We start from the raw sequence: 20,575 nt of genomic DNA on the forward strand, positions 1-20,575 counted from the left end.
TCCGCTACTCCAATAAACTCGTCAAGAATTCTACTCTTCTCCTTCTTTTCAGCCTCCCTGTACTTCTTTGAGTATTTCTCAATCAATCCAGTCATGTCTATTCTCTTCATCTTCGCATCTACCTCTTTCAACTTGGCATTCGCGAAGATTATCCCCTTGATCCTTACCTTTCGAGTAGTTTTATTTTTGATGCAACGTTACCCTTTTCGAGTAGATTATTTGTGATGCATATCGGCAACTTGATGACCTATGAATAATCGTATACACTGTATCTGGAGTGTGAAGGAAGTGCTTGAAATCGAGAGAAAGTTTCTTTTCGGAAAAGAGTTGCCTGTAGCGATTATCGAAAAGGCCGAAAGACACCAGCTAATTATTCAGTGGTATCTAAACCCTCCCGAGAGGCGGAGGATACGACTCGGAGTTGATGGATCTGAGATTTTTCTACTTGAGACCTTGAAATCTGGGAGCGGTCTCGTTAGGGAAGAGGAAGAAAGATATCTCGATCCTGCGAAGATCACCGAGATCGCTGAACAGCTGAAAGCATCAAGGGCAGTCATTAAATCAAGGCACATTTTTGCTCGCAAGCAAGTCGAGGGTGTAATAGACTGGTATCTTCTTCCCGAGTTAGGATATGTTTTCGAGGTGGAAACGTCCAGTCCGTATGTGAGACTCCTCGATCCGTGGGAATACTGGATGCTCCCGCGAGAAGAGTTCAAAGAAGTCACCGAAGACCCTGCTTACACAGCGAGATCCCTCGCAGTGGTTATTCACGACATTGAAGACATTTTTCCCATGAGCGTGTCACTGATTAGCAAAAAACAGATAGAGAAATTCGAGATGCTCCTGCGACTGATCTACTAGAGTCCTAGCCCTTATCTATCTGAAGTGCGGAAGTAAGCTGTTCCAGATAGCTCTTATCACTGTTCATTGTGCTGACAGACAGATCCACAACGAAAACTCCATGCACTGAAATCTTCTTTCCCTTCGAGTCTTTGTAGCCAGCCCCATCATGAATAGCGAAGAATCTACCGTTATCCTGACCGAGATAGATAAGCGTATGGCCCGGCATATACAATGGATTTCCGGGTTTTAGGGACCGCAATTGAATCTTCCTTTCTTCTGAATTGCCTTCGAAGAAAATTCTGTCCTTCGATCCCAACTTTTCTTGAGCCCACGCGTCTCTGGGTAGTACGAGGCCAAAACTGGCGAAGATATCCTGAACGAACCTCGAACAGTCCCTTCTGTTGTATAGGCCTCCCCAGCCGTAACGTTCACCTAGCATCTTGAAGGCTTGATTCACTATCTCCCCGCCGGTGAGCTTCAAGTTCCCGATTCTTGCATCTTCGCTCATTCTAACAAGGCCTTTACGAAAATTCAGCGAGCCCAACCTCTTTCTAACCGGAACTTTGACTGTAAAACAGCCAAATGGCCCTTGAGCATGGAGGTTTTCACTTTCTTCGGGATCCTCAAGAGGCAGTTTGTCTCCCATTTGCAGAAACAGCCCAGAGGAATTGAATTGAAAGGGGTCAGGCTCGATCTCCACTCTGCTACCAGTTGCAAGGAGGAAGTTACTCGAGCGATAGAAGTTCTGTACAGAGAGCCTGCTCTCCGTAACGGCAGAATTATTTGTCTTCAGCCAGCCCCTGTAACCTGGGGTTTGAACGAAGAGCCAGGAAGTGTCCCTGCTGCGCGCAAGCACTGCAAATGGTGTTCCGAGGCTTATAGACGTTAGCTGAAGGCGGTCATTGTCGATATACTCGTCGCAGGATATAAAATCTGTGGGCATCGCCCTCAGATGAGTCCTCCGAGTCACAATGCCAAACTTCACATCCATATCCTGACTAAGGATGGCAGTAGCATTGTCCACGATATCGCCGCGAATTCCTGAAGGGACTTCCTCTCCCTCACCGCTCAAAAGAGGAGTTTGCATGAAGAATTCTGGAAAAGAATCGTTGATCATAGCTCTTACTTCATCGAACTCGAGGCTCGAGGGGAAGTTTTCGAGCCTATTCGCATATGCCGAGTAACCCGTGTGCTCAGCTCGTGAGATTACAGATTCGTTGAAAGCGACTATCTCGTCCTTACTCAGCCACTCTTCATCTGGATCAGCCATCTTCCCACACCAGAAGGCGGATTGCAGCATTTCTCGTGAAACGTTTTCGGGACAGACCGTGTACCGCTCAAAAGCCTTTTCCATTTTCGAAAATACCCCCTTCCGCTGCCTATTTGATTGCTCCGACTGTAATACCTTTCAGGAAGTACTTCTGGAAGGCAAGGAAGACAATGATCATCGGGATCGCCGAGTACGTAGCGCTTGCCATCAGATACGAATACTGCATCGGCACCTGTTCCTGAAGAAGCGAGAGTCCTGCCTGAAGCGTTCTCATCTCTGAAGTGTTTGTAACAATCAGTGGCCAGAGGAAGCTGTTCCACTGTCCCATGAACGTGAATATTCCGAGGACGGCCATAGCGGGTTTCGAAATTGGAACAATGATCTTCGCGAAGGTTCTGAACTCGCTCGCGCCGTCAATTCTTGCCGCTTCGATGATCTCCGTGGGTACAGATACCATGAACTGCCTCATCAGAAATACTCCGAAGGGAGCGGCAATAGCGGGCAAAATCAGCGCCTGATAAGTGTCCACCATTCCCATCTTCGAGATCAGGATGTACAGGGGCACAAGGGTTACCTGGGTCGGTATCATCATCGATGCGATATACATCGAGAAAATCACCTTGCTTCCGGGGAATTTCTTCTTTGCGAGAGCGTACCCTGCCATTGCACAGACGAAAATCTGAGCAAGAGTAACCGTTCCGGCAACAATAAAACTATTGAGAGTCCATCTAAAAATCATTTTTCTCTCGAAGAGATCCTTGAAGTTCTGAAGAGTCGGATTCTTAGGGATGATATCTGGTGGAAATTTCATAGTCAGTGAAGGCTGCGTAAAAGCCGTTGCAACCATCCAGTAAAGGGGAATAAAGGCAAGTGATGCGAGTACTCCAAGAATCACCAACGAAATTGCCTTTTTTATATTAGTTTTGGTTTTTGCTTTCACAGCCAATCACCTCAATACTCCACATTCGAACCGAGCCACTTGAACTGGAGAATTCCAAGAACAACGAGGATGCCAAACATTACCATAGACATTGCAGAAGCAAGGCCGAGATTATAGTTCTTAAAGGCGGTCTCGTAGATCAAATAGGCGATAGTCGTAGTTGAAAATTCAGGGCCTCCACTGGTCATGATGTATATGTTCGAGAAGGTCTGGAAATTCGCTATTGTACCCATTACGAGAGAGTAGAGTATAGTCGGTTTCAAGAGAGGTATAGTAATCTTTCTGAAGATCGCCCACGAGCCCGCTCCTTCAAGCGTTGCAGCCTCGAAATAATACTCTGGAATCGATGCCATCGCTGCCGAAAGAAGTACGATAGTCGAGCCGCCTCCCATTATTACCTGCATGATAATCAAGGAGGGCATTGCCGTAAGAGACCTGCCAAGCCAGACGACCGGCTCGAGTCCGAGAACGGTCATGAAATAGTTGAGAAGCCCGAAGTTAGGATTGAAAACCCAAAGCCAGATCATGGAAACAATGACCGTAGAAGTAACATGGGGCAGATAAAAGGCCGCTTTGAAAAATGTTTGGATGCCCTTTCTAAACGGGTAAATGAGAACCGTGACAAGCAAGGCCTTTCCTAACCACAGTGGAACCACTCCAAAAGTGTATACAAAGGTGTTTCTAAGTGATTTTAGAAACAGCCAGTCGCTGAGAATACGTTTGTAGTTATCGAACCAGACAAATGTCTGAGAAAAGACGTTGTACTTGAACATACTGAGGTACATGCCCCAACCAACCGGTACAAGGAAGAATATCGCAAAGAGGGCAAAGTGCGGAAGAATGAAGAGATATCCCGATCTGCCCTTCCACACGTCTTTCAACGTAGTCTTTCGTTTTATTGGTTTAACAGGAATTTGCTCCAAAATCGATCACCCCATTAAATGGGAACAGCCCCGTGCCCTCAGGGGCGGAGGCTGTTCCCTTCAACTCATCTACTCAAAATCAATAGTAAGAGAGTGCCCGGTTCGCCTCGGTTACAAAACTATCAAGGGCCTCCTGAGCGGTCTTTGTCTTACCAAAGGCTCCCTGCATAGAACTGGTGAAGAACTTGGATATCTCTGACCACGGGAAGCTCTGAGAGCCAAAGAAATCCATACCTGTCTCATCCATTATTCTTGCAAAGGTCTGAGCCTGTTCATTCAGATAGTCGTCGTTCTGGAAGAGTGTCGCATTAACGGACTTTCTCGCCGTAAGGTAAATCAAGCTTTCCAGAAGCGCCGTGTTTTCTTTGTTTGTCAGGAATTTTGCAAACTCCATTACGGCATCTCTCTTTGCCTTGTCGTCCTGCTTGAAGACGACAAATCCGCTGGCAGAGGCGTATGACGCACCCTTCTTTCCTTCGACGTGAGGGAATGGGGCAATAACAGGATAGAATGCCTCTGTGAGCTGACCGGATTTTACGTAACGTGTGATTCTACCGATCTCGTAAGGACCGCCAAATCCAATGCTTGTCCGGTGAGAATGGAAGTTGCCGATCACATCGTAAACACCCATGGCCTCTACACCGGTGGGAGCTACTCCATGAACGTAGACCAGGTCAAGCAGGAACTGAAGACCTGCAACTGCCTCCGGAGTATTGAACGTAACTTTCGTTTCATCTTCATTGGTCAGTTTGGCGCCATGCGCATAGATGAAGTTCATCAGGTTATGCGTGTCCTGCGCTCCGAAGCTGATTGCATAATGGTCAATCTTGCCGTCGCCGTCGGAATCCCATGTAAGCTTCTTGGCGATTTCGACAAACTCTTCCATCGTCCAGCCTTCCTCAACTATCTTTCTCCAGTCGACACCGGCCTTTTCAAAGTCAGGAGTGTAGAGCAGCATGCTGGTTCCCATGCCATTCGTCCCGAGATTCCAAGGCCAGATGTAGTGCTTACCGTCGACATAACCTGCCTCGAGAGCAAGATCGTAGAAATCTTCAAGGTCTTCCGGGGAAATGTAATCATCGATAGGTTCGAGCAGTCCCGCTCCTACCCATCTGTTGTCCCAAACGGGGCCTTTGAAGATGTCGGGCTGAGTTCCGGTAGCAATGGCCGCAGCCATTTTCTGTGAATACTCCGTGTTTCCGACAACTACATACTTGACCTCAACGTCCGGATGAAGTCTCATGAATTCCTCTGCAGCCCACTTCGGGAAGTCCTCTTCAGTTGGAGCCTTATCTGCAGGGAAGTTTGGAGGTGCAATTCTCCACGGATTGATCCACCAGGTGATTGTGATCTTTCCTAGCGCGGAGATCGGTACAGCTAGCATTAGCAATACAAGGAGAATTACGCTAAGCCTTTTCATAGAAACACCCCTTTCGATGTGAAGTTAACTCAAAGATACTCTCTGAGTTTTTCTCTTAAAATTGATGATTCGGTAAAATGGAACGCGTTCATTCCGATTCTTGCTGCCGCATCAACGTTTATCGCTGTATCATCCGTGAAAAAAGTCTCTTCGGGCCTGCAGGATTCTCTTTCTAAAATATGACAGTAGAATTCTCTATCCGGTTTTGCAAATCCAATAATATGTGAGGCATACACTTTATCAAAGACGTCGTAATCACCGCGGGATTTGTGGATCTTGAAGTGAGGTTCGATAGTGTTAGTTCCTGCGATCACTCTATGCTTACGCCGCAATTGCTCTATTATCTCGACTGTATCTTTGATCGGTTCAGGTTTGAAGAACATTTCCCAGATATTTCCCGGCACGGGTCTTCCAAGTTTCCTGGAGAACATATAGACAAACTCTTCAGCAGTTAGTTTGCCCGTCTGCAAGGCAGTTAGATTTTCCATTTCAGCAAGTTCCAGAAACTCGTCTTTCGAGAGTCCCAAAAAATCACAGATCGATAGAACTACGTTTGTGTTTTCGGCAATTACGCCGCCGACATCGAAAATGAAAAGTCGCAAGTCTACCTCCCGATAATGTCTTTACAAGAGTACAACGAACGGAGAGGAAAGCGATAAACTCGCTAGGACTCCCATCCGCAACAACCCCAAAAAGAAGATATCAAAGTGAACTTTAATATGATACTATTTCTGGACCTACTAAATCAAGCGCAGTTTCGAGACGATCAGGACTTGTAAAACCAACATTTGTCGAAAAAAGGCTCACGGTCTAGTTATAATATCTTTGTGTCACTGAAGATCGGAGGTGAATATTGAATCCATTAATCTACAACCTCGGTAGATGCAGTCTCTTCGAAGGAATCAAGGTGGGACAGCTCGAGAGGATATTTGAAAATGTGAATCATAGAATTACCTCGTCCCTCGCCGGGGAGTTGATCGAAGAGCAGGATAGTCCCTGCGACGAAATGTTGATTCTGCTTCAAGGGCATACAAAGGCTCAGATGCAGGATTTCTCAGGGAAGGTTATTACGATAGAGACTATGGAGGCCCCATCGATACTCGCTTCGGGTTTTCTCTTCGCCTCAAAGAACGTGATACCGGTCGATATTGTTTCCACGGATAAGTGTGCAGTTCTCCACATTGAGAGAGACGGGATTCTATGGTTGTGCAGAGAGTATGAAGTCTTTCTCAGAAACTTGCTTAGAGATATGGGAGATAGGCTTACCACACTGGCGGAAAAGGTGTGGATGCTCTCTCTCAACACTCTGAATCAAAGACTGGCAAACTTTCTTCTTAAACAGAGCGACGACCTCGGAAGAGAATTTGAACTGAAGACAACAAAGGAAGAGTTAGCCGATGCGCTTGGCGTAGCGAGGCCCTCTCTTTCGAGGGTTTTTTCCGAGTTTGTCGCAGACAAGATTATCAGGCAGGAGGGCAAGCTGATTACGATTCTCGATAGAAAAGCTCTGAAGAAGTTTACAGGAAGGATCTGAAGAGAAAGAGAATCGTGGAGATAGATCGAAAAAGCAAAACGACGTGATAGAGATCGGGAAATTGCAGGTTCAGTCTTCACCCGGACATTAGCGGGCAAGCTTCACAAACATCTTCTTCGCCCCCGAAACACGAATCTCTGTTTCCAAAGCCTCCTTTATTCTGATAATATAGATATGTCATGAGGAGGCGGTGCTATGGAAATAGGGATTTTCGGTCTGCCGTTGAGTGGAAAGAGTACATTATTCACCCTCCTAACCGGTGTTGAACCCCATTCAAGTCATAAAAACGAAGCACATACTGCAGTTGCAAAGGTGCACGACAGAAGAGTGGATGAGCTTTCAAAGATCTTCAGTCCAAAGAAGACTGTATATGCAACGGTTTCTTTTACGGATATTCCCGGGTACGATCTCTCGGCCAACCAGAAGGAAAAGAATCGAATCCTTCAGTTCATTCAAAACTCCGAGGCAGTTCTTGCCGTTGTCAGAGCCTTCAAAGATCCCTCGGTGCCCTGGCCGACAGAGGCGTATACACCCGTCAAGCAGCTTGAAACGATAGAGACGGAGCTTTTTGTCCGCGATATGGAAGTTGTGGAGAACAGGCTTGTAAGGCTCGAAGAGGCGAAGAAGAAGAGGAAGCTCTCTTCCGAAGAGGAAAGGGAGACGGAGCTTCTTCATATTATCGAAAAGGGATTTGAGGACAACAGTTTTGCTTCTCAGCTGGAGCTTAGCGAAGAGGATAAGAAGCTTCTTGGCTCTCTCTCTTTATTTACTGCCAAGCCGATCATTGTCGCAATCAACATAGATGAAGAACAACTGTCTTCCGGCAATTACCCCGAGCGTGAAGCTCTTGTCCAGAGAATCGAGCAGAAAGGTTTCGCTCATATCGAGCTTTCAGGAAAGATCGAAGCCGAGCTTGTCGAGCTTTCAGAGGAAGACAGAGAGCTCTTCATGGAAGAGCTTGGAATCTCCGAAAGTGGAATTGAAAGGCTTTCCGGGGTCGTATATCAGCACATGGGACTGATCTCTTTTTTCACTGTAGGAGAAGACGAGGTCAGGGCCTGGACGATAAAGAAGAACACTCCAGCCAAAGAGGCAGCAGGGAAGATACACACCGATCTTGAGAGGAGCTTCATCAGGGCCGAGGTCATTCCTTACGAAGAGTTCACGACAATAGGAAGCATGCAGGAGGCCAAGGCGAAGGGCCTGGTGAAAGTAGTCGGCAAGGAGGAGATTGTGAAGGACGGTGACATCTTCCATGTCAGGGCCAACGCCTGATTTCTCAGACCTCAGGCTTGTTGATACGCACGCCCACATTTCCTTTCCACAGTTTGACAATGATAGAGAGAGTGTGATTGCCCAGATCGAAGAGAATGCGATTTCTCTTCTGATCGAGGTTGGAACAAATGTCGAGGATTCTCGGCGAGCATACGAAACAGTTAGGGAGTTGAAGAACGCCTTCTTCTCGGCAGGAGTCCATCCTCATGACAGCAGTGGACTAGACGCCGAGGGAATTCGCTCCCTGGAATCGCTTCTATCCCGTGAGAAAGCCGTGGCGGTTGGCGAGATTGGCCTGGATTTCTTCAGAAACCTCTCTCCCGCAGACAGTCAATTCAAGGCATTCAAAGAGCAGCTTCTGATGGCAGCAAAGTTAGATTTGCCGATTATTGTTCACGTTCGAGATGCCTACCCTGAAGCCTATAAGACGATCCTGGAATACGGCCACTTCAAGGGTGTGATTCACGCTTTTTCCGGCGATCTTGAATATGCGAGAAGGTTTGTTGATTTGGGTTTCTTCCTGGGAATTGGAGGGCCAATAACATACAAGAGAAACGATGAATTGCGGAATGTCGTGAGGGAGATTCCTCTTGAGAAACTGGTATGCGAGACGGATTGCCCGTATCTGCCACCGGTTCCCTTCAGGGGAAAGAGGAACGAACCCTACTACGTCGGGTACGTAATTGAAGAAATCGCCGCTCAGAAGGAAATCTCTGCAAAGAACTGTTCGGAGAAGCTTTTCGAGAATGCCGTCGAGCTCTTCTCTCTCACGCTTTAGGAGGAAAAATGGCAAAACTTGACGAATTCAAGAGGTTTCGAGAGAAGATGAATAAAAGAATTCTGGAAACTGGTAACATGGAGACGAAGCGTTTCTTCTCGCTCGACGGAGCCGTCTACAAAGACGGCGCTCTTGACAGCAGAACAAAAGAGTTGATGGGACTGGTCGCTTCGACCGTGCTCAGGTGCGATGACTGCATCGCCTACCACATTATCCAGTGTAAGACTACCGGCTCCAGCCGTGATGAAATTATGGAAGTGTTGAATGTAGCTTTAGTAGTGGGGGGTTCAATTGTCATACCCCATTATAGGAGGGCCGTTGAGCTTCTAGACGAATTGGAGGAAGAATGATGCCCGGAAAACTGTATCTCTTTGACGGAACAGCGATTTTTTATAGGGGCTATTACGGAATAGATGTTACTCTTACCAATTCAAAGGGAGAACCGACGAACGCCCTGTTTGGAACTGCACGGATGCTCTCGAAATTCACGAGAGAGAAAATGAAGAAAGGCGACTACGCGATCTTTGCTTTCGACAGAAAGGAAGCTACAAAGCGCCATGAAGCATACGAATCTTACAAAGCGACTAGAGAGGCGATGCCCGAGGCTCTCGTCGCGCAGCTTGAGGACATTCCAGACCTTGTCGAGGCCTTCGGAATAAAATTCCTTTCGATTGCGGGGCTTGAGGCCGATGACATAGTTGCTACGGCGGCCACCAGGTATCGCAATGAAGTAGATGAAGTGCTTGTGGTTACCGGTGACAAGGATCTTCTCCAACTTGTAGATGAAAAGATCCACATTCTAAGGTTTGTGACGGGTCTGACCGATCTCGAATTCTACGATGAAGAGAGGGTCAAGTCCAGGTATGAGCTGGAACCTAAGAGACTCCATGCTCTCCTTTCACTGGCGGGCGACTCGTCAGATAACATCCCCGGTGTCCCGGGAATCGGCATCAAAACCGCACAGAAGTTGCTGAAAGAATATGGAGACATCGACGGGATTTACGAAAACATGAGGCAGCTCAGTCCGAGATTGAGAAAGAAGCTGATAGACGGAAGAAAATCGCTTGAGCTGTCCATGGAGCTTGTGAAGCTTCTTGACGATGAAGACCTGACGATCACTCTCGACGACATCAAATATGAGGGCTTCAAGAAGAAGGAATTGCGCGAGGTCTTCCTCAAGCTCGAGTTTTCCTCGATGATCGACGAATACAAGCTAATAGACGAAGCAGACGAATCGCTTTCAGATATAAATGGCTATAAGCTCGTGAGTAGCGATAAGGAACTGGATCGACTCCTACGAAAAATGCAGAGCAACCCTTTATTTGCCGTCGATCTGGAGACAACTTCTCTTGATCCTTATTCAGCGGAGATTGTAGGGGTCTCGATCTCCCTTGAAGAAGAGACGGGCTATTATATCCCTGTGGCTCATAAGTCTGAAGGGTGGCAGGCAAAGAAAGAAGAACTTCTTCCAAGTCTCAAGAAAATCCTCGAGGACAAGGCCTCAAAGATAATAGGGCAGAATCTGAAGTTCGATTACTCGGTCTTCTCTGTAAATGGGATTCATCCGGTAGCTCCGGAATTTGACACCATGATAGCGGCTTATCTTCTTTCGCCTGACGCGAAACGCTTCAATCTTGACGAACTGGCTATGAAGTTTCTCGGGTACAAGACAATCAAATTCGAAGACCTTATGAAGAGGAACCAGCTGGGCACCGATTTTTCGAAGGTTCCGCTCGAAGAGGCGGCGCGTTATTCGGTAGAAGATGCGGATATTGCGCTCAGACTTTCATCGGTTCTCAGAAAGAAGATATACGAACAGGAACTGGAGGACATATTCAGAAACGTGGAACTGTCCCTGATTCCCGTATTGGCCGACCTGGAGCTGAACGGTGTATATTTCGACGTACCCTCGCTCACCAGTCTTTCAGCCAAGTACGGTAAGGTTCTCGATCGAATCCTTGAAGAGTTATTCGATTTGACTGGAGAACAGTTCAATCCCAATTCCCCTTCGCAAGTTGGAAAGGTGCTTTTCGAAAGGCTGGGATTAACACCTTCAAGAAAGACTAAGGGCGGTTCTTATTCGACCAGCGCGGATGCTCTAGAGGAACTTTCCGGAGAGCACCCGGCAGTGCAGAAGCTTCTTGAATACAGAAAGTACCAGAAGTTGAAGTCGACTTATCTCGATTCGCTTCCGGGCCTCGTAAACAAAGTGACGGGAAGAATCCACACAAACTATCACCAGACGGGTACGGGAACGGGGAGGCTTTCCAGCAGCAATCCGAACATGCAAAATCTACCTATACGGGATGAAGAGGGAAAAGAAATTCGAAAGTGTGTAATTCCTCAGAAAAAGGGCTGGAGGATCGTCAGTGCAGATTACTCACAGATCGAGCTTCGAATTCTTGCTCATCTTAGTCAGGACGAGCAGTTGCTCGATGCGTTCAAGAACGACAAGGATGTCCACAGCCTCACGGCCGCAAACCTTTACGGCATAAAGGAAAGCGAAGTGACTGATGAACAGAGAAGGATAGGAAAGATGGTGAACTTCTCCATAATCTACGGAATATCCTCTTACGGTTTGGCGAGCAGATTGAGGATCCCATCGAATGCTGCCGAAGAGATGATATCCAACTACTTCAAGGCTTATCCTCAGGTGCGGACTTTCATCAAGGACACCATCTCGCAAGCAAAGGAGAAGGGCCTTGTGAGAACTATGTTCGGAAGAAAAAGAGAGATTCCGCAGTTCAAGACGAAGAACAGGAATGTTATTCAAGAGGGCGAGAGGATAGCTATAAACACGCCTATCCAGGGAACGGCGGCCGATATCATGAAGATGGCTATGATAAAGATTTTTGAATTGCTGCAAGAGCATAAAATGGAAAGCTTTGCAATTCTTCAGGTCCATGACGAAATGGTTTATGAGGCTCCCGAAAATGAGCTTCGCAAGCTCAAGGAGATCTTGCAGGAGGGAATGTCAGAAGTCGTTGCTCTGAGCGTTCCTCTTGACATTGAAATCTCCGTTGGCGATTACTGGTGCTAGCGTGGAGACGGCATCAACTTGAAAGAGAATAGGGACAGGATCAGCTGGACTGCACTTGCATCGCTTTATCAGTTTGCAGTAATTGTGATCGCGAATATTGCGGTCGCAGGCGGTCTTGGTTACCTTCTCTACAGATTTGTCGGTATGGAGAGGTTGTGGATTTCATTTTTCCTACTTTTCGGAGCCTTCTCCGGCATATATAATGGAGTCAGATATCTCTTGAAAGAGGCAGAGCGATATGACAGAAACAAGGACAATGATGATGAAGACATCGATAATAATGGCGGCCCTGGCAATGATTGAAAGTGCCGTTCTTGCTGTTACACCACTTTCTGGTTCGGAAATCGGCGTTTTCTACGGAACGGGTTTTGCTCTTGTCGCTCTATTACTGATAAACTATGACGCGCAGATCTTGATCAGAGAGAAGAAGAGGGTTCGTGCTGGCTTTCTTGCAAGATACTTTTTCTACGGTATCTGTTTTGCTACGGCGGCCACCATCTCGCTTGAATTCTTCCTTGGAAGCTTTCTCGGCGTGATGAACCTAAAAATCGCCGCTATAGCCTTTGGGAGGTGGCTCTGTGAAACTTAATCTAACCAGGTCCGACAAGGTATTTCTTGGAGGTATCTTTGGCGGATATATTGCCGTAATAATCTACATAGTTGCCACGGGCTACAAGTTCCAGCTTGAGGGTGTCGGCCAGAGGTGGATCTATCAGTTGCCTTTCGGAGAAGGACCCCTTAGCAGAGTCAATCCGCTTACGATAATAATGACCTGGGTCGTCATGGCGATAATCATATTCTTGGCAACGAGAGTGAAAGTCTTCAAGATTATTCCAGGCAAGAAACAGAGTCTTTTGGAAGTGCTGCTAGATTACATACTAGATCTTGTGAAAGGCTCGGTTACTAGGAAAGAGTTTGTGAGGCCGATATTTGACATAGCCGCTTCACTTTTCCTGTTCATTATCGTGTCGAATTTCGTAGCTAGTTTCCCCGGCATCAACGCGATTCCTCTGGAGGGAGGAGGGGTCAAGCTCACAATCCTCTCGGATACTTGGTACGCGCCCACTTCAGATCTCAATATGAACCTCATGCTCGCATTCTTCGTTTTTGTCATGAGCCACGTTTACGCTATAAAAGTGAAGGGCTGGAAGAACTGGGGCAAGAGTTTCTTTGAACCGATCTGGTGGATGTTTCCCATAAACTTGATTGGCGAGATAGCGAAGCCCTTATCCCATGCATTAAGGCTTTTTGGAAACATCATGGGAGGAGCGATCTTGATAGTCATCCTCGGATATCTAGTCAAGTACATTGTTCTGCCGGCGGCGTTGTGGGGTATCTTCGGACTGTTCTTTGGAGCTATCCAGGCATTGATATTTGCGATACTTGCAATAGCATATACTAGCTCATTAATAGAGTAAGGAGGTTTTATTGTGGATATTGGAGAAGGTTTGATGTTGATGGGAAAGTTTATCGGTGCTGGACTTGCAATGGGAATAGGTGCAATCGGAGCCGGGATCGGTGAAGGTAGAATCGGTGCTAGTGCGATGGAAGCGATGGCAAGACAGCCGGAAATGATAGGAACACTGACAACCAGAATGATTCTGGCAGACGCAATTGCAGAGACCACCGGTATTTATTCTCTTGTCATAGCATTCATGATTCTTCTGGTAGTCTAAACATTTTCCCCTGAGTAGAGGAGGGGTGATAACTTGATTGAACTTAATCTGACAGCCATATTGTCGATACTGAACTTTCTACTGCTCTTCTTTGTGCTGAAGAAGCTGCTTTTCGATAAGTTCTTTGATGTGATGAAGCAGCGCAAAGAGAAGATTCAGAGCGAAATCGCAGAAGCCGAAAAGATGCGGACTGAAGCAAATGAACTGAAGAGAGAATATCAAGCAAAGATCGAAGAAGCCCGTTCTACTTCCGAAGAGATCGTCTCTCGGGCTGAAAAACAGGCGGAGGAAATCGTAAGAAACGCGAGAGAAGATGCCCAACAGGAGATACAGAGAATGTACAAGTCTGCCGAGCTTCAGATTCAGCGTGAACGCGATGAGGCTGCCGGCGAAATCAAGGGCGCGATTGTGACCGCAGCCGTTGCAATGGTGGGAAGATTCCTTCAGAAGGAGATGGACGATACTGCCAAGAAGCAGTATGCAAAGAGGATTCTTGAGAGCATGGGTGACAAGGAGTGAAGAGAATCCTTTCTCTGGCCGCCAAGTATTCGAACGCGCTCTTTTTGAGCCTTCCTCCGTCCAATAGAGAGAAAGCACGATCTCAGCTGCATGAGCTTTCTGAGATTGTTTCTAATGCTGAACTCTCAGAGTTTCTTTTCGATCCGACGCTCTCGGCCGAGAGAAAGGCAAGCATTCTTCTGAGCTTCGTTCAAAAGCCTCTGAAACAGATAGAGAGATTAGTTTCTCTTCTTGTATCGATGAAGCGGCTTGAACTCCTGGCAGATATTGAAATCTCGTTTGGCGCTAGACTGCTTTTTGAAAGTAATAGGATAGATGTGGAAATTGATTCTCCAGTGGAACTCGGTACCGAAGAGAGAGAGGAAATTCTGAAGAAAGTCAAGGAAATAACGGGAATGGAAGGGGTTCTGAAGGTCAACCTTAACCCTAATCTAATCGCAGGATATGTGATCAGGTTCAGAGATGAAGTAATAGATACAAGTCTCAGCGGTCGTTTGAAGAGAGTGAGCCAGGAGCTGGGATCGGACCCTCGGGAGGTGAATGAGTGAAGATCAGTCCATCTGAGATTACGAGAGTTATACAGAATCAGTTAGAAAAGACTGATATAGAGTTTGATTATTTCGAAGCGGGAAAGGTCATCCAAATAGGTGACGGCATTGCAAGGGCTTACGGCCTCAAAGGCGTCATGGCAAATGAGCTGGTGAAATTCGAGAATAACGTCTTCGGTCTTGCGTTGAACCTTGAAGAGGACAATGTAGGAATTGTTATTCTAGGAGAATATGAGCAGATAAAGGAAGGCGATCTCGTCAGACGAACCGGAAGGATCATGGAAGTCCCCACAGGGCCGGAGCTTCTGGGAAGAGTCGTAAATCCTCTCGGGATCCCTCTAGATGGAAAGGGGCCGATCAAAACAGAGAATTTTAGACCTGTTGAAGTCAAGGCAACTGGCGTAGTAATGAGAAAACCGGTCGACACTCCTCTGCAGACCGGAATAAAAGCAATTGATGCGACAATCCCCATTGGAAGAGGGCAGAGAGAGTTGATAATTGGGGATAGGCAGACGGGGAAGACGGCCATGGCGATCGACGCGATAATAAACCAGAAGGGACAGGGCGTCAAGTGTATCTACGTTGCAATAGGACAGAAGACGGCCTCCCTTGCAAGGATTATCGATAAGCTGAACCAGTTTGGTGCGATGGAGTACACGACGATTGTCTTCGCTTCGGCTTCCGAAACGGCGTCGCTCTCCTATCTCGCTCCCTATGCGGGAGCTGCAATGGGCGAGCACTTCATGTTTGAAGGCCAGGACTCTCTTGTAATATATGACGACCTTTCCAAGCACGCGGCTTCCTACAGAGAACTCTCATTGCTGCTTAGAAGGCCGCCGGGAAGAGAGGCTTATCCCGGAGATGTCTTCTATCTACACTCCAGGTTGCTCGAGAGAGCGGCAAGACTGAACGAAAACTACGGCGGAGGATCGCTCACGGCGTTGCCCATAATTGAGACGCAGGCAAACGACGTATCGGCATTCATACCGACAAACGTGATATCCATAACCGATGGACAGATATACCTGGATCCAAACCTCTTCTACGCGGGAAATCGGCCGGCAATCAATGTTGGCCTTTCAGTTTCGAGGGTTGGAGGTGCTGCGCAGATAAAGGCAATGAAGAAGATTGCGGGAAGTCTTCGAATCGAGCTGGCTCAGTACAGAGATTTGCTCTCTTTTGCCCAGTTCGCGACTGAACTCGATAAAGCCACTCGCGACCAACTGACAAGGGGAGAGAAACTGACGGAACTTCTTAAACAGGATCAGTACGTCCCAATGCCCGTTGAAGAGCAGGTTGTCGTTCTTTATGCCGGAACCAAGGGCTATCTGGATGAGATGGAAAACTCAAAGATTTCGAGCTTCGAGACCTCTCTTCTGAAGACTCTTCGAAGCTCTTACAGTGATGTGCTGAATTCAATAAAAGAGAAGAAGTCAATCGAACATGAAACTGAGACTCGTCTTAAGATGGCTATAGAAGAGACTAAGAAACTGTTTACTGAGCGGGGATGATTGACGGTGAGCAAGGGTAAACTGCGGACGATAAAGAAACGCATCGAGTCAACGAACTCGACGATGCAGATTACCCGCGCTATGGAGATGGTCGCGCGGGCAAAAATAAACAAAGTTCAAAAGGGGCTGAAGTTCGTCAGGCTATACGAAAGAGCGATGGAAAGGGCGCTTACCAGAGCTTACTTTGGAGATACGAACCATCCGGAAACCGGGGGACAAGGAGATATCCTTCTTGTAGTCAGCTCGGATATGGGGCTTGCCGGCGCTTTCAATGCCGAGATAATGAAGGCCGCAGAGCGCGAAGTTGAAAGATCGGATATCATACACATCGTTACGGTTGGCATCAAGGCAGAAAGCTATTTCAAGAAGAGCGGGTTGCCTATTACCGCTTTCAGTCATTTCTACGATACTCCCGATCTTGACGAGGCGGCGATCATCGTTGACGACATTGTCGATGTCATGGAAGAAAAGAAAGCGTCAGGCTTGAAAATGGTTTTCAGCCATTTCAAGAATCCTCTCGCTCAGATGCCCAAAACCGTCAGGCTGCTTCCAGTTGAAGATCTCGAAAAGCCCGACAATGACTTATTTGATTTTGAACCTGAAATCGAGGTTCTGTATAAAGATGTTCTTAATACATGGCTTGTGGCAAAGGTTCTTCAGGGCTTGTATGAAACGAAGGTCGGGGAGCTCTTCTCCAGACAATCCGCAATGAAGAATGCAACTGAGAATGCGAAAAGTATGATAGAACAGTTGACTTTGGTAAGAAACAAACTGCGCCAGTCGAATATCACTCAGGAGATAATAGAAGTTGTAAACGGCGCCGAGGCTCTTAACGGTTAATTGATTTTGGAGGTGTGAGTGTGCCCGACAAAAAGGAAAAAAACATTGGGAAAATAGTCGCGATAACCGGTCCTGTCGTAGACGTATCGTTTGAGGGAGGGCGACTTCCCGACATTTTGAACGCCCTAAAAGTAAAGAACGAATTCTTAGATAAAGAGATAGTCCTCGAAGTTGCCCAGTTAATAGGTGATAACAGTGTCAGGACCATTGCCATGGACAGCACTGATGGACTCGTGAGAGGCCAGGAAGTTCTTGACACGGAAACACAGATTAAAGTACCAGTAGGAGAGGAGATTCTCGGACGAATGTTCAATCTTCTCGGGGAACCGATAGACGAGCACGGTGAAGTGAAGTTTTCCGATCACTGGGAAATACACAGGGCGGCTCCATCGGTCGCAGATCAGCAGACTGAAGTAGAGATACTTGAAACGGGAATAAAGGTCATCGATCTTCTCGCGCCATTCAGCAAGGGCGGAAAGATAGGCTTCTCCGGGGGTGCCGGGGTTGGAAAAACCGTTCTAGTCATGGAACTAATAAGAAACTTCGCAATCGAGCAGAAGGGGCTTTCAGTCTTTGCCGGGGTCGGTGAAAGAACTAGAGAGGGAAACGATCTATGGCTGGATATGCAGGAAGCCGGTGTCATCGAGAATACTGCTCTTGTATTCGGGCAGATGAACGAACCGCCCGGAGCAAGATTTAGAGTAGGACTCTCTGCAATAACCATGGCTGAATACTTCAGGGATGTACAGAAAAAGGACGTTCTCGTATTTATTGACAACATTTTCAGATTTGTTCAGGCCGGCTCCGAGGTATCGGCTCTCCTTGGAAGAATGCCTTCTGCGGTCGGTTACCAGCCGACACTAGCCACTGAAATGGGAAACCTGCAGGAGAGAATCACTTCGACGAGATCGGGTTCTATCACTTCCGTTCAGGCAATCTACGTTCCGGCCGACGATTTCACAGATCCCGCGCCAGCCACTACCTTCAGCCATTTGGATGCCACTGTTAACCTTTCTCGTTCAATAGCCGAGCAGGGACTTTATCCGGCGGTTGATCCGTTGGATTCGACGTCTAAGAACCTGGATCCGGTGATTGTCGGTCAGGAGCATTATCAGGTGGCCAGAAGGGTCCAGGAGGTTTTGCAGAGATATAAGGACCTTCAGGATATAATTGCGATTCTGGGTATGGAAGAGTTGTCGGAAGAGGACCAACTCGCCGTTCAGAGGGCAAGGAAGATTCAGCGCTTCTTGACCCAGCCGTTCTTCGTGGCCGAGAAATTCAGCAACATGCAAGGCAAATACGTGCCGATATCGGAAACGATAAGAGGGTTTGAAGAGATATTCGAGGGCAAACACGACGATCTTCCCGAACAGGCCTTCATGATGGTAGGAACCATCGACGAGGCAATCGAGAAGGCCAAGACCCTTTCGCAGGATGAGTAAGATGGAACTGAAGACAACAATAATAACTCCCTATGGAATTGAATGGGAGGGACAAGCCGATTATATCTCTTTTAGATCTACTGAAGGAGAGATCGGCTACCTGCCCGAAAGGGCCCCTGCGTTGATGAAGCTGACCGTTGACGTAATGGAGATCAAATCAGGTTCTGATACACTGCTGTTTGCCGTTCACGGAGGATACGTTCTCCAGGAGAGAGACAGCTTGACCATCGTAACAGATGCCGCGGAAACTCCTGAGGAGATCAGCGTAGAAAGAGCTAAGCAGCGCCTAAAACGAGCAGAGGAATTGCTGGAAGTTAGCAAATCCAGGCGTGAACGAGCTAGAAACGAGGCGAAGCTGCAGAGGCATATGCTGAGAATCAAGATTGGTTCGAGGGGATAAGTTGCCCGGAAAAGCCTCCCTCCCCCCTTTGGGGACTCCATTATTTACATTGCTGTAATGTTGTACTTCGTTGCGGAGCGGAAAGAACCGTCCTTGGTCCTTCGTCCAGGAACATGAACCCGTCCTTCGGAAGTGCCGCTGTACGCTTAAGAGCAAAGATCCGCTGATCGCTTGGAAGAGCAAGGGCATTACAGACCTTTGGTGACTCCATTTTTTACATTCCAGTAATGTGGTTCTTCGTTCAACTAGAACAGGTCTGCCGTCAACGGTTCTCCGTCCTCCGAGAAGAAAGCGTATGAGCCGGGTCTGGGGTGTGGGGTCTAGGGTCTGGCAAGAGCGTTGGGAACTATTGTTGTAAAGAGCAATTCTTCGTTCCGACGCTACGCGTCCAGGTTCTTGGTTAAGAGCCCGGGTCTGGGGTGTGGGGTCTAGGGTCTCGTAAGAGCAGAAGTGATGCTGCTGCGCAGGAAGCCTCTCAGGTCAACCGTCAACGGTTCTCCGTTCGCCGAAAAGACCGAGAGAGTTAAGGACACGAGATTAGGAGAGAGGACGAGACAGAAGAGATGAGATCCCGTACAGGAACACTACGGGATGACAATCTTAGGTGATTCTGTAGGGGCGAACGGCTGTTCGCCCGAAGAGGGGGAAGTCCTCTCACAGACGCAAAGCCCGCTTCTTTTGCAAACACCCGCTTGGATAAGAAACGCTGAAGGCTGTACGCTGGAAAACGAAGGATCGGGTTAAAAAAGCTTGTTGGGAAATACGGTTACTTGGAGCGGGTTACAGAGTGCGGGTTAGAAAGATCGGGTCGATGAAAGCGGTTTATCAGAACGGAGTATTGAAGAGCGAGATGCTGAAACAAGTTCATGACAAAATTGACAACGGGTCTGAGGTCTTGGGTCTAGGGTTTAGCGAACAAAAGTGACTCTAAACCATTCAGGATTATAAGTGCAGTGAAGACGTCATCCCAAACAGCGATCCGGGATCTAGGTTTTGCTCTTCCCAGCGTTCAGCGGATCTTAGATGGGAGATCCCGTGCAGAACCCCCAAACAGGAGCACTTTGGGGCAGGCTATACGGGATGACACTCCTTAACGTCATCCTAATTCTATACTTGACAACTTAGAGTAACTGCGTGCTTCTGGCCAGAATCCCGAGCTTGACTTTGATCTTGGCCAAGAACGAAGGCAAATTCCTTTTTTGGACAGACAACTAACGACGGCTCCTTACAGCCTTGCAACTTGCAACATGGCACTTGGAACTGTTCTGACCAGCGTCCAGCGGCTCCTAGATGCAAGATCCCGTGCAGAACCCCCAAACAGGAGCACTTTGGGGCAGGCTATACGGGATGACACTCCTTCACGTCGTCCTGACAATGCTTTTGGTCAGGATCTCGATCTTGATTTTGATCTTGACCAAGAACGATGAACAGATCCTCGCTCGGTGAGTAGCCCAGGGGGATTTCACCCCCAGGCTCTCTCAGAACCGGACTTGAACCTCTCGATTCATCCGGCTCCCATTATCCAGCCATATAGAATATCCCCATTGTCCAGTGTACAAATAGATGAGGCTCCCTGCGAGCAAGAGCTTGGAGCCATTTACTCGCTTTTGTGAGGC

At 47.6% G+C, this 20,575-nt stretch carries 21 protein-coding genes; 16 read left to right on the forward strand and 5 right to left on the reverse strand.

All coding sequences use genetic code 11. The features are described 5' to 3' along the window. Positions 1 to 288 precede the first annotated feature (288 nt). A complete protein-coding gene (locus B3K42_RS03270; protein WP_292596813.1) occupies positions 289 to 861 on the forward strand; it encodes a hypothetical protein in 573 nt (190 codons plus the stop codon). Between the two features lie 4 nt (positions 862 to 865). Here the strand turns inward: B3K42_RS03270 and B3K42_RS03275 are convergent, their stop codons facing one another. The 5 genes from B3K42_RS03275 to B3K42_RS03295 form a co-directional block, all read right to left on the reverse strand. Continuing rightward, positions 866 to 2,197 (reverse strand): SH3 domain-containing protein, encoded by a 1,332-nt coding sequence (locus B3K42_RS03275; protein WP_292596814.1) that lies wholly within the window; start codon positions 2,195 to 2,197, stop codon positions 866 to 868. 25 nt (positions 2,198 to 2,222) lie between these two features. Next, the gene (locus B3K42_RS03280) at positions 2,223 to 3,053 is read right to left on the reverse strand and encodes a carbohydrate ABC transporter permease (RefSeq protein WP_292596816.1); all 831 of its coding nucleotides are present in this window, start codon (positions 3,051 to 3,053) and stop codon (positions 2,223 to 2,225) included. A gap of 11 nt (positions 3,054 to 3,064) precedes the next feature. Next, positions 3,065 to 3,976 carry a carbohydrate ABC transporter permease gene (locus tag B3K42_RS03285; RefSeq protein WP_292596817.1) on the reverse strand — a complete coding sequence of 304 codons (912 nt, stop codon included), beginning with the start codon at positions 3,974 to 3,976 and terminating at the stop codon, positions 3,065 to 3,067. Between the two features lie 79 nt (positions 3,977 to 4,055). Then, complete coding sequence (locus B3K42_RS03290) at positions 4,056 to 5,396, reverse strand: ABC transporter substrate-binding protein (protein ID WP_292596819.1); 1,341 nt, start codon at positions 5,394 to 5,396, stop codon at positions 4,056 to 4,058. A gap of 29 nt (positions 5,397 to 5,425) precedes the next feature. Next, positions 5,426 to 5,998: an HAD family hydrolase gene (locus tag B3K42_RS03295; RefSeq protein WP_292596821.1), complete on the reverse strand. Its 573-nt coding sequence runs from the start codon at positions 5,996 to 5,998 to the stop codon at positions 5,426 to 5,428. Between the two features lie 251 nt (positions 5,999 to 6,249). Here B3K42_RS03295 and B3K42_RS03300 point away from each other — a divergent pair, with 251 nt between their 5' ends. From B3K42_RS03300 to B3K42_RS03370, 15 genes are all read left to right on the forward strand, one after another. After that, positions 6,250 to 6,930 carry a Crp/Fnr family transcriptional regulator gene (locus tag B3K42_RS03300; protein ID WP_292596823.1) on the forward strand — a complete coding sequence of 227 codons (681 nt, stop codon included), beginning with the start codon at positions 6,250 to 6,252 and terminating at the stop codon, positions 6,928 to 6,930. A gap of 195 nt (positions 6,931 to 7,125) precedes the next feature. Next, the gene (gene ychF, locus B3K42_RS03305; RefSeq protein ID WP_292596825.1) at positions 7,126 to 8,205 is read left to right on the forward strand and encodes a redox-regulated ATPase YchF; all 1,080 of its coding nucleotides are present in this window, start codon (positions 7,126 to 7,128) and stop codon (positions 8,203 to 8,205) included. Next, the gene (locus tag B3K42_RS03310) at positions 8,186 to 8,983 is read left to right on the forward strand and encodes a TatD family hydrolase (protein WP_292596827.1); all 798 of its coding nucleotides are present in this window, start codon (positions 8,186 to 8,188) and stop codon (positions 8,981 to 8,983) included. Before ychF ends, B3K42_RS03310 begins: the two co-directional genes overlap by 20 nt. Before the next feature lie 8 nt (positions 8,984 to 8,991). Then, on the forward strand, positions 8,992 to 9,333 hold the full coding sequence (locus B3K42_RS03315) for a carboxymuconolactone decarboxylase family protein (RefSeq protein ID WP_292596829.1): 342 nt from the start codon (positions 8,992 to 8,994) through the stop codon (positions 9,331 to 9,333). Continuing rightward, positions 9,333 to 12,023 (forward strand): DNA polymerase I, encoded by a 2,691-nt coding sequence (gene polA, locus B3K42_RS03320; RefSeq protein ID WP_292596831.1) that lies wholly within the window; start codon positions 9,333 to 9,335, stop codon positions 12,021 to 12,023. The genes B3K42_RS03315 and polA overlap by 1 nt, the downstream gene beginning before the upstream one ends. Positions 12,024 to 12,041: 18 nt before the next feature. Beyond that, entirely contained in the window at positions 12,042 to 12,326 is a 285-nt protein-coding gene (locus B3K42_RS03325; RefSeq protein ID WP_110990310.1) for an AtpZ/AtpI family protein, read from the forward strand. Next, a complete protein-coding gene (locus B3K42_RS03330; RefSeq protein ID WP_110990309.1) occupies positions 12,262 to 12,612 on the forward strand; it encodes a hypothetical protein in 351 nt (116 codons plus the stop codon). Before B3K42_RS03325 ends, B3K42_RS03330 begins: the two co-directional genes overlap by 65 nt. Further along, a complete protein-coding gene (gene atpB / locus B3K42_RS03335) occupies positions 12,602 to 13,441 on the forward strand; it encodes a F0F1 ATP synthase subunit A (protein ID WP_110990308.1) in 840 nt (279 codons plus the stop codon). The genes B3K42_RS03330 and atpB overlap by 11 nt, the downstream gene beginning before the upstream one ends. A 12-nt stretch (positions 13,442 to 13,453) precedes the next feature. Beyond that, the gene (locus B3K42_RS03340) at positions 13,454 to 13,699 is read left to right on the forward strand and encodes a F0F1 ATP synthase subunit C (RefSeq protein ID WP_099772236.1); all 246 of its coding nucleotides are present in this window, start codon (positions 13,454 to 13,456) and stop codon (positions 13,697 to 13,699) included. 33 nt (positions 13,700 to 13,732) lie between these two features. After that, a complete protein-coding gene (gene atpF, locus B3K42_RS03345; RefSeq protein ID WP_110990307.1) occupies positions 13,733 to 14,218 on the forward strand; it encodes a F0F1 ATP synthase subunit B in 486 nt (161 codons plus the stop codon). Beyond that, complete coding sequence (atpH, locus tag B3K42_RS03350) at positions 14,215 to 14,766, forward strand: ATP synthase F1 subunit delta (protein WP_110990306.1); 552 nt, start codon at positions 14,215 to 14,217, stop codon at positions 14,764 to 14,766. The genes atpF and atpH overlap by 4 nt, the downstream gene beginning before the upstream one ends. Continuing rightward, entirely contained in the window at positions 14,763 to 16,277 is a 1,515-nt protein-coding gene (gene atpA, locus B3K42_RS03355; RefSeq protein WP_110990305.1) for a F0F1 ATP synthase subunit alpha, read from the forward strand. Before atpH ends, atpA begins: the two co-directional genes overlap by 4 nt. Positions 16,278 to 16,283: 6 nt before the next feature. Then, complete coding sequence (gene atpG / locus B3K42_RS03360) at positions 16,284 to 17,117, forward strand: ATP synthase F1 subunit gamma (protein ID WP_110990311.1); 834 nt, start codon at positions 16,284 to 16,286, stop codon at positions 17,115 to 17,117. Positions 17,118 to 17,137: 20 nt separating this feature from the next. Continuing rightward, a complete protein-coding gene (atpD, locus tag B3K42_RS03365; protein WP_110990304.1) occupies positions 17,138 to 18,559 on the forward strand; it encodes a F0F1 ATP synthase subunit beta in 1,422 nt (473 codons plus the stop codon). A 1-nt stretch (position 18,560) separates the two neighbouring features. Next, the gene (locus B3K42_RS03370) at positions 18,561 to 18,959 is read left to right on the forward strand and encodes a F0F1 ATP synthase subunit epsilon (RefSeq protein ID WP_110990303.1); all 399 of its coding nucleotides are present in this window, start codon (positions 18,561 to 18,563) and stop codon (positions 18,957 to 18,959) included. The last annotated feature ends 1,616 nt before the right edge of the window (positions 18,960 to 20,575 follow it).

This window comes from Mesotoga sp. UBA6090 (genome assembly GCF_002435945.1).
Classification (GTDB): Bacteria; Thermotogota; Thermotogae; order Petrotogales; family Kosmotogaceae; genus Mesotoga.